The sequence below is a fragment of the Akkermansia sp. 54_46 genome, assembly GCF_001917295.1.
GTDB classification, from domain to species: Bacteria; Verrucomicrobiota; Verrucomicrobiia; order Verrucomicrobiales; family Akkermansiaceae; genus Akkermansia; species Akkermansia muciniphila.
In genome coordinates, this window is the sequence record NZ_MNUD01000033.1 from 136,619 (window position 1) to 152,798 (window position 16,180).

General features: G+C 44.3%; 12 protein-coding genes and 1 tRNA gene. 6 read left to right on the forward strand and 7 right to left on the reverse strand.

The genetic code is table 11. From position 1 onward, the window contains the following. Positions 1-71 precede the first annotated feature (71 nt). The 3 genes from BHW66_RS07835 to BHW66_RS07845 are packed head-to-tail and all read left to right on the forward strand — an operon-like array spanning position 72 to position 3,667. Positions 72-1,316 (forward strand): hypothetical protein, encoded by a 1,245-nt coding sequence (locus BHW66_RS07835; protein WP_217730201.1) that lies wholly within the window; start codon positions 72-74, stop codon positions 1,314-1,316. Between the two features lie 27 nt (positions 1,317-1,343). After that, positions 1,344-2,429, forward strand: a complete 1,086-nt coding sequence (locus BHW66_RS07840) for a hypothetical protein (protein ID WP_217730203.1) — start codon at positions 1,344-1,346, stop codon at positions 2,427-2,429. Between the two features lie 5 nt (positions 2,430-2,434). After that, positions 2,435-3,667 (forward strand): hypothetical protein, encoded by a 1,233-nt coding sequence (locus BHW66_RS07845; RefSeq protein WP_217730205.1) that lies wholly within the window; start codon positions 2,435-2,437, stop codon positions 3,665-3,667. Between the two features lie 217 nt (positions 3,668-3,884). Here BHW66_RS07845 and BHW66_RS07850 read toward each other — a convergent pair whose 3' ends face one another. The 6 genes from BHW66_RS07850 to BHW66_RS07870 all read right to left on the reverse strand — a co-directional run bounded on the left by BHW66_RS07850 (position 3,885) and on the right by BHW66_RS07870 (position 10,673). Then, on the reverse strand, positions 3,885-4,292 hold the full coding sequence (locus BHW66_RS07850; RefSeq protein WP_217730206.1) for a hypothetical protein: 408 nt from the start codon (positions 4,290-4,292) through the stop codon (positions 3,885-3,887). Between the two features lie 1,551 nt (positions 4,293-5,843). Then, on the reverse strand, positions 5,844-6,881 hold the full coding sequence (locus tag BHW66_RS07855) for a hypothetical protein (protein WP_046436570.1): 1,038 nt from the start codon (positions 6,879-6,881) through the stop codon (positions 5,844-5,846). Beyond that, the gene (locus tag BHW66_RS12815) at positions 6,881-7,090 is read right to left on the reverse strand and encodes a KTSC domain-containing protein (RefSeq protein ID WP_180975535.1); all 210 of its coding nucleotides are present in this window, start codon (positions 7,088-7,090) and stop codon (positions 6,881-6,883) included. Before BHW66_RS12815 ends, BHW66_RS07855 begins: the two co-directional genes overlap by 1 nt. Next, positions 7,083-8,969: an ATP-binding protein gene (locus BHW66_RS07860; RefSeq protein ID WP_180975534.1), complete on the reverse strand. Its 1,887-nt coding sequence runs from the start codon at positions 8,967-8,969 to the stop codon at positions 7,083-7,085. The genes BHW66_RS12815 and BHW66_RS07860 overlap by 8 nt, the downstream gene beginning before the upstream one ends. 1 nt (position 8,970) lies before the next feature. Further along, positions 8,971-10,173: an SIR2 family protein gene (locus tag BHW66_RS07865; protein ID WP_046436568.1), complete on the reverse strand. Its 1,203-nt coding sequence runs from the start codon at positions 10,171-10,173 to the stop codon at positions 8,971-8,973. A 409-nt stretch (positions 10,174-10,582) separates the two neighbouring features. Next, positions 10,583-10,673, reverse strand: a tRNA-Ser gene (locus tag BHW66_RS07870). Between the two features lie 696 nt (positions 10,674-11,369). Between BHW66_RS07870 and ruvB the strand changes: the two genes are divergently transcribed. The 3 genes from ruvB (at position 11,370) to BHW66_RS07885 (ending at position 14,690) form a co-directional block, all read left to right on the forward strand. Then, positions 11,370-12,389 carry a Holliday junction branch migration DNA helicase RuvB gene (gene ruvB, locus BHW66_RS07875; RefSeq protein ID WP_012419681.1) on the forward strand — a complete coding sequence of 340 codons (1,020 nt, stop codon included), beginning with the start codon at positions 11,370-11,372 and terminating at the stop codon, positions 12,387-12,389. Positions 12,390-12,510: 121 nt separating this feature from the next. After that, on the forward strand, positions 12,511-13,530 hold the full coding sequence (locus tag BHW66_RS07880) for a beta-ketoacyl-ACP synthase III (RefSeq protein WP_022197601.1): 1,020 nt from the start codon (positions 12,511-12,513) through the stop codon (positions 13,528-13,530). Between the two features lie 29 nt (positions 13,531-13,559). After that, entirely contained in the window at positions 13,560-14,690 is a 1,131-nt protein-coding gene (locus BHW66_RS07885) for a sulfite reductase subunit alpha (RefSeq protein ID WP_102739195.1), read from the forward strand. A 215-nt stretch (positions 14,691-14,905) separates the two neighbouring features. Here BHW66_RS07885 and BHW66_RS07890 read toward each other — a convergent pair whose 3' ends face one another. After that, a complete protein-coding gene (locus BHW66_RS07890; protein ID WP_102747348.1) occupies positions 14,906-15,970 on the reverse strand; it encodes a glycosyltransferase in 1,065 nt (354 codons plus the stop codon). Positions 15,971-16,180 lie beyond the last annotated feature (210 nt).

Here is a 16,180-nt window from a genome sequence, read left to right on the forward strand (position 1 = left end):
TTCATTCTATCAATGCCTTGTCCTTTATGTAGAGCAAGGCATTGATAGAATAATTCCCCCGCTTTCTCCCCATGAACACCCCTCTACGATTTCTTCTGTTATTCCTAATTTCATTTGGCGTTTCCACCTCATTGGGAGAAAAGGAAAACACGGCCCGTCCCTGCGCGGAATTTGCCGGGATATGGTTTTATTCAGCAATCAAACAGAATACGACCAAAAAGCAATTTCCTATTGGTTATGTTTATGGTCCCTCTACTTCAAAAGAAGTAGGGAAAGACAACATCAGCAATCTGCATAAGGCCATGCACGCTGGTCTACTGAAGGAGCGTAAAAAGGACGGTCGCCGGATACTCGACTATATGCCGGAAGACCCGGAAGCCGATTTCTCTAACTCCGTTACCTCCGATTCCGTTGTATTCGCCTGCGCGTTGAACTATGAACATGTTGAATCCCAATATGAAGCGGGAACAGGAAGCGCTTACTCAAAAATCCTTGCGGAAATCGGGTTCGACCTCGTTATCTGTAATTTTAAAGACAGAAGGATTTTAGCCACTATTCCGGGACGAGTTGTTGCCATTGATGCCGTACCGGGGAGAGCCTCTCAGAGCAAAAAAAACGCCCTGCTTCACCACCTCTACGAAAAGAAGCTCATTCCGGAGTTCATCAAATTATGTAAGGCCCCTTACTCTTCCTTAATGGCCACAAAGACTCTGGGCATTGACAAAATACGAGTCGACAAGGGAGCATTGGAAAAAATCCCCACAAACTACAAAGCTGCGGGAGAAAGAAGCTACATGGCTTATCTGTCTTCTTTGGTCTCTTCTTCCTTCTATTCCGCTGTCAAGGTTCCCATACTTCCTTGGTCGGGCGGAGGAGATAAAATTTTCTACGTTATGAGCGAACGGATTAAGGATACCGGCCGAGTGATGGATGAAGCCCTGAAAGACAACGTGGCTCATGAGAAGGAGTCCGGTAACCCGGAGCCGACCGGTAAGGATTTCTTACTGAAAAAGCCGGACTACACGCTGGAAGTCGTTTTCCCCGGCTTTCTTACCCATACCATGCAAAGTAACAAATTCCAAAAACAACTAGCTTTCGTTGCCTTCTGCGGCTTACGCCTTAAACAAGGGGACCGGGAAATCATCATGATAAAATTTAAGGATGCAGTGAGTTCTACTTACCCCACAGACATCAAGCTGGAATCCTCTTGGATCAATTATGAAGACGCCACCATCAAAATGCTCCGTTCCGCTGCTATTACGCTGAAAAAGAGAAAAAAAACCAACCCCATTATCCAACAAACATCTGTTAATTAAACAATTAATCTACTGAATACCAAACATATGAAAGCTATTTTACTTATTTTTTTAGTGGCCTGTTCCTTAGTCACCCAAGCAAAAGACTTACCCCTGACAGGCTCTCATTCCGTGGTTTTTCCCACTGCCTCGCCAGAGGGAAAAAATAATGCGGCTCATGAAGCGCAACGTTTTGCGGCCATTCATGCCATCGAGCAGATGATCAGCACCCAGCCATCAGCCATACGACAACTTTATAATGAGAGAAAACCGCACATCGTTAATGACATTTTAGCTATTTGTACCCAGGTAACCAACAACCAATCCCTCAATGAGAAAAAGGATGAAGTTACAGTTACTTTTTCTGCCGTCATTGACGAAGATCGTATGAAGGATCTTTTGCAAAGAACACAGCCTGTTCAAGCGAACGTTCAGCTGGAATCAGTGGATATAGCTGTCTTTTTCACCGCAAGAAATGCGGCGGCGTTGCAAAAACAAGGCCAGACGGTTATCCAAACAAATAACCTGAAAAAATCTAAAGAAGCCTCGGAGGCAGGAGCCATCGCTGATACAGCGGTCCAATCCGATGCCTCTGTTGTTGAACGGGAAACTAAGACAACCGGCGCCTCTACTGTGGTGACGGCAGATCAAATTACCTATCGTCTGGATCCGCCGGCCCGTGAAGAATTTGGCACGGCACTCACTGCCCGTTTTGCCGAAAAGGGATTTGAGGAAATTATTGATGGCGCCATGTTGGACACCAGCGCCCTGCTTGATGAAGCTTACGGGGGAGGAAACGTTATCCCTGCTAAGACATGGAGAAGCATCATTACCAGTCTCCGCACCGATGTGCCCTCCGTCCAATATGTGGTTGTCGGTACCCTTGATATGGGTACTCCCAGAATCGATGAAGCTACCAATATGTGGGTGATAGAAGCGACGGTGAGTGGAAAGATTTACAAAATGACCGGTAAATTCCCTCGTTTGGTAGCGGCTCTTTCTCCCCAAACTCAGAAGGCAAAAGCCCCAGACCAGCTGCAAGCCAAAAAGAGAGTTCTTTCCGGCCTGACGCCATTGGCAGCAGATGAAATCCTGGCTAAGTTAAAAGCGAAAAACTTAATCAAAAGCAATTAATCATCATGAATAAGCAATCTATCTTCATCGCCGTCGCGGCCGTTCTTCTGCTCGGTTTAGCGGCTTGGTTCATCTGGCCTTGGTGTAAAGGCCGGGAACAGAACGCGACCGCTCCTCTGATTAAACAGCAACCGGAAATACGGGAAATAACCTCTACCGGATATGGATACAGGAAAGAGGGCGCTATCCGCCAAGCCTTGGCTCTGGCTAAGGCTCAGATGTACGGAGACCGTATCTCCAAAAAAGACATCTTGTTGAATGTAAAACATCCCGGTGGAGGGCACCTCAGACTGGAAGTGGCCACGGATCAACATAACCCCGATATCCTTTCTTTTGAAGTTTTATCTGAAAAACAAACGGAAGAAAAGGAATGGGAGGTTTCCGTGCGTGCTAAGATGTATGCCCCCCATAAGGATATATTCAAAGATAAGATATCCTTAGTGATGAGCTCTGCCGAAGAACTTAGCGGAAAAATCCGGCAATTTGGCTTCCCTCAACAAGTTGCTTCCTCTTTATCACAAAGTATTACGACGCCCTTCCATGAGGCATTTGGCACATCCCAAGAATTTGTCCTCTTGGAACGTGGCAATCAAACAATGTCTGCGGAACGTGACATGTTAAAACATGACGAAATTGCCTCTGCGGAAAAAATCAAGTCCAAGCAACTGAAAGCTGCTGACTTCGTTTTTGATATTCAGCCCGAAGGCGGGGATTTTCAAATCAATTCCAGAACCTCATCATTTACCGGGCAAACCGTATACTACGGACACTGGAGTCTGAACATGAGCCTGAAGATAATAGAACTGGCTTCCAATGCCATTTTGGCGACGACTACGGTATCCGTTTCCGGACAAGGGAATGGATTCCATGAAGATGCCTGCATGAACGCCTGCATAAAAGACATGGAGGGAAAAGTATCCCGAAGTATCCGAACTGAAGGGGGTAAGCTCATTTTCCGCATCGGCTATCCCCAACTTAAACATGGACGCCTGCTTAAACAGGACGGAGATTCTTATATCTATCAATTCGTGCTCAAGGGTCCGCATTTGTTAAAAAACGGAGACTTTGTTTCTCTTTACACCAAAATAAGCGGGGGGCAACAGTCTGCTTTGGAAAAAGCCGTTATTCATTCATATGATGCTAACTCCAAACAAATTATCATAAAAACTAATAGAGGATTGGACTTGAATTCCGACTCTTGCTTCGATCTCCTCACAACGGATGATTCCAATTTTTGATAACACTAATCAGTCATCATGGCAATAAAAACACATACCTATATTTCATTGATTATCTACGTGTCATTAATGTTTTCGTGTACCTCTTCCGACCCCACCCAATCGGTAAAGACAACACCAGTACCACCCCCACCTTCTCCGAAAGTGATTTCCAAATCGACGCTCCCATCACCTCAAAATGTAAAAGCGCCATCTAAGAAAAAAGCTTCTCCGGTCGTCAAAGAATCCCAATCCCCAACTCGCACGGCATTGCCTTATATTCCGGACTTAACCCCTGTTCTATAAGTTCTGCAGAACGCTTGAAAACATTTTGGTTCATCGTCAAAACAAGAAGGCTAAATTCATAACAGAGCACCCTGAAAACTGGAAGGATTTCATAAAATTGGATAGAAGTCGTAAAAGTTTTATGATGGGCAGGAAAAGCTCTTTTCTCGAATTGGATAGAGCTGAGGAAGGATAACAATGAATGCGCTCGTTTCAGATTACAAAATGTTTCTGTGTAATCGAACAGTTGCCTTTCGGCATCGTCGATATCTTCGGGAATCCTTGGCAGAACTTCCTTTTTACTTGTTGCCCAGAGGGATTCGGCATGCGCATTGGCGTAGCAGCCATCTTTCAGACTCATGCTCTGGATACATCGTATCTTGCGGATTTGTTCCCTGAAGTCGGACAGAAGTGCCTTCATATTGAATGCAGACACCAACTGGGCTATCAACCAAAACTGGAACGTAGGAATATTCTACACTCTGGAAGCCAAAAGCAGCCAGGTGAATCAATCAGCCTCACTTTCAGCAAGGTACAGCTTCTAATTGTACCCAATAACAATCATCAAGGGATGGAATCAGCAATGGTTCCATCTTTTTCATTTCTGAGCCCATACCTTAATCTCTATCATATAGGGTACGGCAAACGGTACAGTACCCCCACCAAACCAAACGCACTCCCCCAATCGGCAACCCATCCCTATTTGGTCTCAACATATACAAAGAACCTTCTGCATGAAGGGGGTGTTTCGCTAAACACTCCAAAATTGTTTTTCCGAAAAATGGAAAACTTTTTCTCCATTAGGAAATGTATCAACAGGGAAAAGTGGAAAGTCCATTTGCCCCAATGTAAGGCAAAATTATTTTTTTCGGTAATTTTTCAGATTTGCGGATGTTAATACCCATCATTCCTCTGGAATCCTTACAAATGATCCTAGAGACATTCAGAATAAATTACCCTCCACGGACAAGGAAAACAACGTACAATTGAGCGGAAACACAGCACCATCCCTCAATGAAGATTTTGTACGAAGCCGTTTTTAATTAACCATTTCCCTGTATTCACTTAAACTATCCTCATCACTTGGAATCAAAGGAATACAGGATAATTAATTCTAAATTGATTCCTACGGAAATTATTCAGGAAGGAATGTAATTGGTAAGGGGAAGTGGTTACAAATTCGAATAATCAATTCTGGGGATATTCAGAATAAAATAACCTGCGTATAGATGATCCTCCATATACTGCCATCTGCATTTTCCAAGACATGTATTCTTCAAATGATCCTGTACAATGGTGTAATGAAGGAATATAAAACATGTTTAAAATTTACAAATATATCGTAATGAGCAAGTTATGAAAATATGACCTCATACGATGTATACTAAAGATAAAAGAGAGAGTTTTCAAATGTATACCTAGTATTACTCCCAGGGAAATTTTTCAAATTCACAATCATAAGAAAATTAATAAATTATAAGAAAAAATCTCACTCAATGTGTGAATATAATAAATGATAGAATTCCCAAATTCATAATGATGTAGACAAAATTCCAAGATTTCCAAAGTCAATTAACTTTGTACGAAGGTGTTTTTAATTAAAATCATTCCAAATAATTAATCCTAAAATAATTCCTGAGGGAATTTCTCAGAATATAGAGGAAAAACTTAGAGATTGCTGAGAGAGTCCTAGATGGGTCGAGAAGAAGAACAGTCAGCTATGGACAGTGATTCAGAAGCAGAGAATCCTAATTGGAGCAAATTTTGGAGCCCCGATTCTAGTCCAAATGATCCTCATGAGTTTGGAGAATGCATGGAGGATTGCACGATTATGAATGGAGAAAGGAACAGAAGGAGATGGATTGTAGAAGGAAAGAGGAAGAGTGGGAGAGATCAATTGAAGAGGTAGCTTCTAATCAGTGATATCAGTTATTTCTTTCTCTAGCAATTGAAATCTATTTTTAACATTTTCTCCCATATAAAAATCAAGTAAATCTTTTTTATTTAAAGTGCCTTGTTGTAGAAATTTTTTCATATATTCCTGATTAAATTCCATCAATAATATAGATTTTTCTAATTGTTTCAAAATGGTTTTATTGTTTTCTATATTTTTATATACAAGTGATTTTATAGATAGAATTTCATTGATATCTTTGATAATTCTGCTTACAAGAATCGCTAGCAAATTTTTATCCAAGTCGATTTGTCTTGCATTTAATACAATATCACGAGCCAGCATATATGCAATGGCTAAATTTGAATAATCCCCCTTTTGAGAATCTACAATAACAGTAAATCCAATATTTGAGATGTAACCAACGTTTTCTGAAAATTTAAGTATTGAATTATCTACTAACGATCGATCAAAGACGATAATACTCACCTTACCATCTCTATTTGCTTCTGATTCAATTAGTTGACTCCATGCGGCATCTGTTTTTCGAGTAAAAATATCTTTGGAAGTAATATCTCCTAAGCGAGTGCTTTTGTCAAATTTACACTCAATAATAATTTTCAAGTTATCATTGCCATTGATTTCACAAACAAAATCCCCTGTTTTATTTTTAGAAATATTTCCTATTGTATTTCCAGTGAAGAGAACCCTATCATCCAACTGTTTCTCTTGAAAATAATTACTCAAAAAATCAGCTATTTCTTCCTCTGCTAAGACACCCTTTATACTAGATTTATAGAAAATTTCTTTTTTCATTTCAAAAATCATCTTAAGGCTCTCTAATTCTGTGCCCAATTCATTAGATGTTTTTGAAAGGAAGGCGGATAAACGATCTTCCATTAGCGCTAATACACCTATATACAGTGCTTTCAAAAATTTTTCGCTTCTTTCTGTATATGGAAGCGTATCAAAATATTTGAAAACTATTTCATTTTGTATTTCAAAATCTTCAATCTCTACCCTTTTTAGTTGTTGATTAATTTCTACCGATGCCATTATATTCTTGAATATCTATACCTTCCTTTTATCTGAGAAACAAAATACTTACCATGAGAAGGGGCATTCATTAATCCTTCGTATTCATGTTGAGGAACATCATAGTATTGATATATGCCTCCATGTTTAAATTCAACTTCTAGCGTTTGACTAGAGGCATCATAGCCTATAGAAGAAATATTCGATGATGTAACTGATTGTCTATCCATTTTTATTATCGTGTTGAGTTCTTAGGTGTGGGTTTTGCGATCTCCATACTGCTAAAAAATCTTTGAAGTCAGATGCTTGTTCCTTAGAAGCTCCCCATCCCTGAGGTTTTGACAAACCATCTGCGCTTTCTACTTCATCATATATAACAGGATCTTGACTATCTGGCCAATGATTTCTAGGAGGAGGCTCTATAAATACCCTCATAGGAAGTTTTACACTTTCTCCTAAAATAATTGCCTCACCAGTTTTCAGAATAGGGAGCATGCTTGTAAGACTCTCCAAATTATCACTTACAGCGGAGCAGATATGTCCTCTGTCTGCTCTATTTGATAGTCTGAGAGAAATAAAAGTGCCACATTGAGATAATACTGTTTCACTGATTTCGGAAGGTCGTTGACTTACTATCATTACTCCTATTCCATATTTTCGACCTTCTTTAACTATTCTTTGAACGATATGGGATGCAGAATTCTTTGTATTACTACTTAGGTAATTATGTGCCTCTTCCATAATTATAAGAAGGGGTCTATGCCTGCCTCCTTGCGATAAATCTCGAGTCCAAAACAAGGCATCATATAAAATTCGCAATAATACTCCAATTATTGTATTAAGGATAGTAGTAGGAATTCCTGATAAATCGAATATTGTCACTGGTCTTTCATTACCAATCCAACCTTTAAATAACTCATCTAAATCTAATTTTGTATTTCCATCAAGACTAGGTTCCCAATCTCCAGGAGAAAATAAAAAATTATATTGAGGAATTCTAAATTTTGCTCCGAGAGAAATTAATTGACTACTTAAGTTAGCGCCATTAGGCATGTAATAGATTTTTTCTGGATCATTTGCATTATTTTTAATTCTCTTAAATGTGGGAGGAATACCTATTTGAGGGTCTCCTTTCATTTCCTTGCCATTATCATCCAGTTCATATGCCAAATTATCTATCGGAGCCCCTTGATTTCTACTATAATAGGTACCCAATGTTTCCTGATATAAGTTATACCATATTTTTTTTATACTAAAAGGAATGGGTGTATCTGCATTAATTAATTCTTCTGAAATTACACTCTTTCGATATAGCTTGAAAACATTTTTTTTCTCTCTCAATATACTTTCTAGAATCAATGTTTTTGATTTTTCATCTACTACTCCAAAACAAATTTCTATTAATTCGTCTGCATTTAATGCCCAAAACGGTAAATTTAATTCTTTTTCATTTGTCTTTATGCAATTTGAATTTATTTTGAATATATTTGCCCTATCCCCTAAGGCATTTGCGTATTCTCCATGAATATCAAGTACAATTATTCTAGCAGATGGATATCTAATATCATTAGATAGAGCATTAAGGAGTCCTGCTACAGTTGTGGATTTTCCTGCTCCCGTCGTTCCAACCACAGCAGAATGCCTGATAATTAACTTATTTATGTCGAGTAGTGCAGGGATAGATTCAGCTCCAGCAATATGACCTACTTTTACGAAATGGGGTTTTTCCAATCTGCCATAGATGCATTTTAAGTCTTTCTCAGAGACTAAGTGAACCTCATCGCCTATCGTTGGATATTGAGAAATGCCGCGATCAAAACCAGTTTTATGATAGCTTTCACCAATTAATTGAATAGTCATCCAACGGTTTCCATGAGGTTGGCTTTCTATTTGATTATCCGGAGCTGCATTAGCTCCCACTTTTGATACTATTCCAAATAAGTCATTATAACCTATAGGAATTCTTACAAAACTTCCAACTTGTCCTATTTTATATACTTCTCCATTAACATATGTTAATCCCGAGGCACAGTCCATTGACAGAATTGCGCTAACTGTCGCTCCTTCAACATTTTGAACTTCACCTATATAAGTAGCAACTTTAGTCATTTTATATTTCTTCTGAAGATCTGCCTATTAAGGATCTTAAATAATTGGAAAATGTAATAAAATCACCCATTTTGAAATATATTTTTTCATTTTCCTCTTCAATAAATTCTTCAAATTCATAATTTATATCATTCGCTTTTCTCCATTTACCCCTGTGTGTTCCTATTATGGCTTCATTTTCAGCCCATATAATTAAATTATGTCTCCTATTTGCTATTTCAATGCTTTTAGGATAATATTCTATATTCCCGTATAGGAGAGTAATTACTAGAGCAGATGGGTTTGAAATGAGTGCGTTGGTAATTGTATCATTTATATGTTCATCATTGAATGAATATCCGCAAACGATTAATGCAGAAGATGTTTTTTTTAAGAAGCAATTCAATTGATCAGATAGAGCTAAAAAAGGCATCTTTCTACTTTGATCATATTTTAAATGAGAGGGATAGATGAGGTAAGAGGATTCAGAGTTGTCATATTTATCAGATCTAAAAATCTTTCCATTTTCTTTTTTAAACCAATTTATTGATCCATGCATTTTCCACAGCCTTGTCCAATGCCTAGGAATAAGATTATCTTCCAAAGACCTCAAATCAAAAAAAGCTTCCCTTGATCCTACAAAACCATCAAAATAAGGTATATTTGTGTCTTCTAAGGCTTGCTCCATCAATAAATCATAATTTGTTGTAAATATTTCTATGGGTTGTTCTCTATCAATAGAACTAATCCAATTCGCTAACTTATGATACGGAGTATTTTTTGTCGGTAAATTTACTTTTATTTTTTCTACGATATGCTTACATATTTCCTTTTCAAGTGTTATTAATTCTTCTTCCTTAAAATTATTTATTAGGTTCCCTTTCGATACACTTATGAGAGATCTAATAAAACTAAGTATTTTCTCCAAATTTGGAGAATCTCCTTCATTAATTGGATTTATTTTTTTAAAAACCTCAATAAATCTATCATAAACACTTGGATTAGAGTCGTCATTTGATGTTAAATTTTGCTGAACATATTCTTGCAATCCCTTCATATCGGGAATAAGTGGAATCTTATTTTCAATTTCTCCACATTTTATCGATAAAGGACAGCCAGCCGATATGAAAAAACCAATTGGGTTTTTATCTTGAGACAGAATTTGAGTTAGGGCTTTTAAGTGTCTTATCGGATCATGAAAATATTCATTTTGAAGGAATCCCATAGCTCATTATCAATTATCAATTTTATAAAGCAAGCATATAGTTATGCTATTTTCCCCATTTCTTCCTATGTTCAAGCAAACACAAGTCTCGATATACTCATGATGAATATATTACAGTAGAATATTGATGGCGGACAGGAATATCCTGAAATATCATAATGCGTTTTCAGAGAAATAATTTCCTGCGTATCACCGAAACCCTGTAGATTATCCTGTGTCTCTGAGTAATGTTCTTGGAATGCCACCCAAATAGATTATGCTTTAGGGTTTCTCATTGTCAATACCTCCTGTAGGATTTCTGATGGAGACAGCAATAAAAGGATTACTCGTTTTCCCAATATTTTCCCCATACTCCTGCAAACAAAAACCGCAATATATCCATTACGAATATATTGCGGTGGAAAATTGATGGCGGACAGGGAGGGATTCGAACCCTCGGTACCGGTTTGCGGTACACACACTTTCCAGGCGTGCTCATTCGACCACTCTGACACCTGCCCGTTGGAGATTGTGCTAGATAGGAAAGCAGGAGCAGAATAATGGCAGAAGAGAGGTTTGGCAATCTTTTTTTCATCCGGAAGAAATTTTCCCGTCTTCCCCGAGTTTTTTCACGTTTCCGGTTGTTGCTCGAAAAGGGTGAAAAGCGCTCCGACAACACGAGGAAGTCTTCAACAGGAATAAGCAGAAACGAAGCGTATTTTGAAAAGTTTTGAAAGGACAGGTTTCCGTGGTTCACAAAAATCATCCATGAGGGCATGGCAGATTTCCTCCCTCCCTGCCCTGTTTTTCCCGCAGAGCAAATAAGAATTTTTCTCTTTCTCCACCTTTACGGCTTCCGGGCAATCGGGCAAGGTTCAGGTAAGAACCTCTATTGATAAGCTTACTTCCGTCCGGAATCAAGAATTGATCATAAGACGTTTAGGAAGTTTCAAAAGCGAGACGGAAAGAGAAGACTGAAAGATTCCGGAAGCACAGGGTTCCGAGAGTTCCGGGAAAACGCGACAGGCATGGGAACCCACGCTGTAAGGAGAGAAGGCAGAACATGCCGTTTCACCGCATATCATCATTTCCGCGGCTCCGCATTCCTCCCGTCCTCAAAAAAAGCCTAAGGCTTCCGGCATGTCCCGGAAAAGGCGTTTCCCGACCGCACTTCCCCCTTGACGGATGCCCCAAAGACAGGTTTGCTAGTCCTGCGCATGGGAGAGTCCTTTTACACACGCACCACGGAGGCCCCCTCCTCCGCTTTTGATTTGTCCCTCAGACCACCCGCTTTCAGCGAGTTCTGCGGGCAGGAGAAGATTAAGGACCGCCTGATGCTGATGGTGGAAGCCGCCAGACAGCGCGACGACGTGCTGGATCACATCCTGTTGAGCGGTCCCCCGGGCCTGGGGAAGACGACGCTTGCCAATATTATCGCGAATGCCGTCGGCTGCCGCATTCATACGACTTCCGGCCCCCAGATTGAAAAGGCGGGAGACCTGGCCGGCGTGCTGACCAATCTGGAAAAGGGGGATATTCTGTTTATTGACGAGATCCACCGCCTGCACCCGGCCATTGAGGAGTATCTGTACCCGGCCATGGAGGATTTCCGGCTGGATATTATCATCGACCAGGGGCCGAACGCCCGCTCCATCCAGCTCAACCTGCCCAAGTTCACCCTGGTGGGGGCCACTACCCGCGCCGGGATGCTGACCAGCCCGCTGCGTTCCCGCTTCGGCCTGGTGAACCGGCTGGATTATTATACGCGGGAGGAGCTGTGCGCCATTATCGAACGGTCCGCGGGGCTGCTGAACGTGCCCGTGGACCCGGAGGGAGCCCTGCAGATTGCGCTGCGCTCCCGCGGCACGCCCCGCGTGGCCAATTCCCTGCTGCGCTGGGTGCGGGATTACGCCCAGGTGCGCGGCGACGGCGTGATTACGGAGCAGTTGGCGCATGACGCCCTGACCATGATTGAGATTGACGACGACGGCCTGGACGAGATGGACAAGCGCCTGCTGGAAGCGATGATTTACAAGTTCAACGGCGGCCCGGTGGGCCTTTCCTCCCTGGCGGTGGCCGTAGGGGAGGACGCTTCCACGCTGGAGGACGTGCACGAGCCTTTCCTGATTATGCAGGGGTATATCAGCCGCACCCCCAGGGGGCGCGTGGCGATGCCTTCCGCCTATCTCAAGATGGGCGCCGCGCCGCCCGCCAACGGCCAGGGGTGGCTGTTGTAGGCCATTCATTTACGGCATGGAAGGAGTGCTGCGTTTTGTGCTGGTCATCAGGCCCGCTTTCTTTTAGACTGTTTCCACATAAAACGTCAGGACGTTTTCTGTTCATCATACGCCCAAAGCTATGGCCGCACATTCTGATATTTCCTTTAAAAGACTGCCCGTCAAGATTATCGGTACGGGTTCCTATGTTCCGGAACGCCGCCTGACCAATGCGGATCTGGAGAAGATGGTGGACACTTCCCACGAATGGATTATTGAACGCACGGGCATTGTGGAACGCCGCATCGCCGCCCCTGACGAGTACACTTCCCATATGGGGACGAAGGCCGCCCAGCGCGCTCTGGAATCCTGCGGGCTGAAGCCGGAGGATATTGACCTGATTATCGTCGCCACCATCACGCCGGATACGTTCACCCCTTCCACTTCCTGCTATATCCAGGATGCCCTTGGCGCCAAGAATGCCGCCGCCTTTGACATTTCCGCCGCCTGCTCCGGCTTCCTGTTCGCCATGAAGACCGCCGTCCAGTACATCGGCACCGGCCAGATGAAAACGGCGCTCATCATCGCCGCTGAAAAACTTTCCACCGTCGTCAACTGGGAGGACCGCAGCACCTGCGTCCTGTTCGGGGACGGCGCCGGGGCAGCCGTGCTCCAGGCTTCCACAGGGGAAGAGGGAGAAGGTTCCGTCCTTGCCACGGATATCGGTTCGGACGGCTCCCTGCATGACCTGCTCCAGATTCCGGGCGGCGGCTCCCGCTGCCCCACCACAGCGGAAAACGCCCATGAACGCCTGGCTACCCTGGCCATGCGCGGCAATGAGACCTTCCGCCATGCCGTCACGCGCATGAAGGCTTCCGCCGCCAGCGTCATTGAACGCGCCGGCCTCACGGCGGACGATATCCAGCTGATTATTCCCCACCAGGCCAATCTCCGCATCATTAACGCCGTAGCGCAGCGCCTTTCCATTCCTGAAGATAAGGTGTTCGTGAACATTGAGAAGTACGGCAACACGTCCGCGGCCGCCGTCGCCATCGCCTTTGACGAAGCGCGCCGTTCCGGCAGATTCGGCAAGGGAGACAACGTTGTCCTGGTCACATTCGGCGCCGGGCTTACCTGGTCCGCCGCCGTTATCCGCTGGTAATATTCTTTTTCACCCCCCCCTCCATCATCATGACCACTGAACCATACGGCAAAAAAAATCCGTTTCCCGCTCCCGTCCTCTCCGTCAGGCACATCACCGGGGAAGGCAGCCCCAAGGAAACCATCCACATTGAATACAGCCTGGACGGTTCCGGGATGAACTATATTGCCGGGGACGCCCTGGCCGTTATTCCCGCCAATGATCCGGCCCTGGCGGACGCTCTGATTGACAAGCTCGGCCTCAGCCCGGATTCCCAGGTTCCCACGCCCGAAGGGGAAACCGCAAGCCTGAAAGACGCCCTGGTTCACTGCTATGACATTACCAATGTCAACAAAGCCCTGCTGACCAAGTGGGCCGCCGCCTCCGGCAGCCAGGAGCTGGACACGCTTCTGGCCGGGGATAAGGACGCCCTCAGCGATTTCCTGTGGGGCCGGGACGTGCTGGATCTGGCCACGGAATACCCCGCTTCCTTCGAATCCGCGGAGGCTTTCGTCGGCATCCTGAAAAAGATCATGCCGCGCCTTTATTCCATCGCCTCCAGCCCGAACGCCCATCCCGAACAGGTTCACCTGTGCGTGGGCGCGGTGCGCTATACGGCCCGTGACCGCAAGCGCGGCGGCGTTTGCTCCACCTATATGGCGGACCGCCTCCAGCCGGGCCATACGGCCAGGGTATTCGTACATACCAACAAGAATTTCCGCCTTCCGGAAGACGGGGACACCCCCATCATCATGGTGGGCCCCGGCACCGGCATCGCCCCTTTCCGGGCATTCTGGGAGGAACGCGCCGCTTCCGGCGCCAAGGGCGGCAACTGGCTGTTCTTCGGCAATCCGTACAGGGCCACCGACTTCTGTTATGAAGACGAGCTGAACCAGTTGACCGGCACCGGCAAACTGAAGTTGTCCGTGGCCTGGTCCCGCGACCAGGAAAAGAAGGTGTATGTGCAGCACCTCATGGTCCAGGAAGGCGAAGAGCTCTGGAAATGGCTGGAAGCCGGCGCCTGCTTCTACGTCTGCGGGGACGCCTCCCGCATGGCGAAGGACGTGGACAACGCCCTTCATGAAGTCATCCAGACCTGGGGCCATAAAACTCCGGAGGAAGCCGCGGCATATGTGGCGGACATGAAACAGCACCGCCGTTACCAGCGGGACGTGTACTAATTCGGGATCTCCCCCTTGAACCTGTCACCGCGCCTTTCCATCTTTTCTGGAAAGGCGCTTTTTCTTTTTCCGGAGAAAAACCGCCACGTATCAATCCAGCTTCTTTCGAGCCGGAGAAGCCATCTTCCGCCCCCCTCTCCATCAAAAACAACGCCGGACCGGAGAGAACCCGTCCGAGCAAAAGTTCCCCTCCTTCTTCAAGCGTTTCCTTACCCTTATTCCAAATCCTGCCGGGCGCCGCAAACGGCCCGTTTCACTTTCCTAAGCTTGAAAAAGAAGACCATGCAAAATAAATACAGCTTTTGCGGCAAACAACGGGCTATACCCCTTTTTCCTGGTCCTTTTAAGGACCATCTTTGAGAAAAGGAATAATTCCACCAATTCTGCAACTGATCAATATAGCTTATCTTTTTTCTCCTCTCCTCTATTTCAGCAAGCAATTCTTTCCGCGAACGAAAGACCAGAACAAAGCTCTCCAGCAACTCACCGCACAGTTTCATCCCCGCTTCTACGCTTTCTTTCAACTGCTCCAACATTACTAAGTCCTTCCTTTCAAAAGCCTCTGCCGTCTGCATGTCGGCAAACCGGAATGCGCTACTGACAGCGGAGATATTTTGTGCTGCAAAACGGTAATAACACAGAGCCGTATCCGGCAATTCATAAATATTACCCTGCAACCATGCGTGAAATGCCATTAGATCATCCTCAAAATTAGCCGTTATCGGAAAAGCATTTCCCCACTCGTATGCACTTTTTCTGATGATCATAGCAAGTCCATAATGAGCTGAAGAAGAAAAAGCCCCTTGTTGGAGCACGACAGCCGGCATTTCCCGTGGAACGGAGGGAAATGCCGGGAATTCAAACGCAACTCCCGGTTCCTCATAGACGTTAATCATCTGGCTGACTACAGCCACAGCATCCGGATACTCCATCACTGCCCAGGCAAAAAACCTGCATCTCCAGGGGAAGGAACAATCGTCCCCATCCTGACGGAGAATCCATTCATGGGAAGCCAGACCAACCGCCTGCCGGATATGAGGCCCGCGCCCCAGCGGCGTTTCATTCCGGTTTAAGATTACCCGGTACGGCCCCCTGTATTGAGCCGCCATTTCCTGCATGACGGCGAAGGTTCCGTCGGAAGATCCGTCATCCGAAAGGATGATTTCAACCGGCCCTTCATAATCCTGCCCGAATACGCTCCGGATGGCATCCCGGATGCAATGCTCCTGATTATGCCCGGTCAGGATAATGCTGATGGAAGGGAGTCGCGAAGAATTCATGAAAAAAAGTGCAGAAAAGGAAGTGAAAAAAACGAAAGGAATATTGCTCTTCCCCGTTTACATATAAGACATCATGTTCATACCGGATTCCCAATCCGATATCTTTTTATTCAACAACAAATATTTAATAATAAAAATGTTATGATTAAATTCATTCTCATATTCTTCTTTTCATTTGAGTAGTAATAAAAATATTTCTGCCCGATAGGT

What these genes read in the sequence shown, in the direction of transcription:
- BHW66_RS07835 (WP_217730201.1), top strand. Translation starts at nt 72, where the DNA reads ATGAACACCCCTCTACGATTTCTTCTGTTATTCCTAATTTCATTTGGC.
- BHW66_RS07840 (WP_217730203.1), top strand. Translation starts at nt 1,344, where the DNA reads ATGAAAGCTATTTTACTTATTTTTTTAGTGGCCTGTTCCTTAGTCACC.
- BHW66_RS07845 (WP_217730205.1), top strand. Translation starts at nt 2,435, where the DNA reads ATGAATAAGCAATCTATCTTCATCGCCGTCGCGGCCGTTCTTCTGCTC.
- BHW66_RS07850 (WP_217730206.1), bottom strand. Translation starts at nt 4,292, where the DNA reads ATGAGTCTGAAAGATGGCTGCTACGCCAATGCGCATGCCGAATCCCTC.
- BHW66_RS07855 (WP_046436570.1), bottom strand. Translation starts at nt 6,881, where the DNA reads ATGGCATCGGTAGAAATTAATCAACAACTAAAAAGGGTAGAGATTGAA.
- BHW66_RS12815 (WP_180975535.1), bottom strand. Translation starts at nt 7,090, where the DNA reads ATGGATAGACAATCAGTTACATCATCGAATATTTCTTCTATAGGCTAT.
- BHW66_RS07860 (WP_180975534.1), bottom strand. Translation starts at nt 8,969, where the DNA reads ATGACTAAAGTTGCTACTTATATAGGTGAAGTTCAAAATGTTGAAGGA.
- BHW66_RS07865 (WP_046436568.1), bottom strand. Translation starts at nt 10,173, where the DNA reads ATGGGATTCCTTCAAAATGAATATTTTCATGATCCGATAAGACACTTA.
- ruvB (WP_012419681.1), top strand. Translation starts at nt 11,370, where the DNA reads ATGGGAGAGTCCTTTTACACACGCACCACGGAGGCCCCCTCCTCCGCT.
- BHW66_RS07880 (WP_022197601.1), top strand. Translation starts at nt 12,511, where the DNA reads ATGGCCGCACATTCTGATATTTCCTTTAAAAGACTGCCCGTCAAGATT.
- BHW66_RS07885 (WP_102739195.1), top strand. Translation starts at nt 13,560, where the DNA reads ATGACCACTGAACCATACGGCAAAAAAAATCCGTTTCCCGCTCCCGTC.
- BHW66_RS07890 (WP_102747348.1), bottom strand. Translation starts at nt 15,970, where the DNA reads ATGAATTCTTCGCGACTCCCTTCCATCAGCATTATCCTGACCGGGCAT.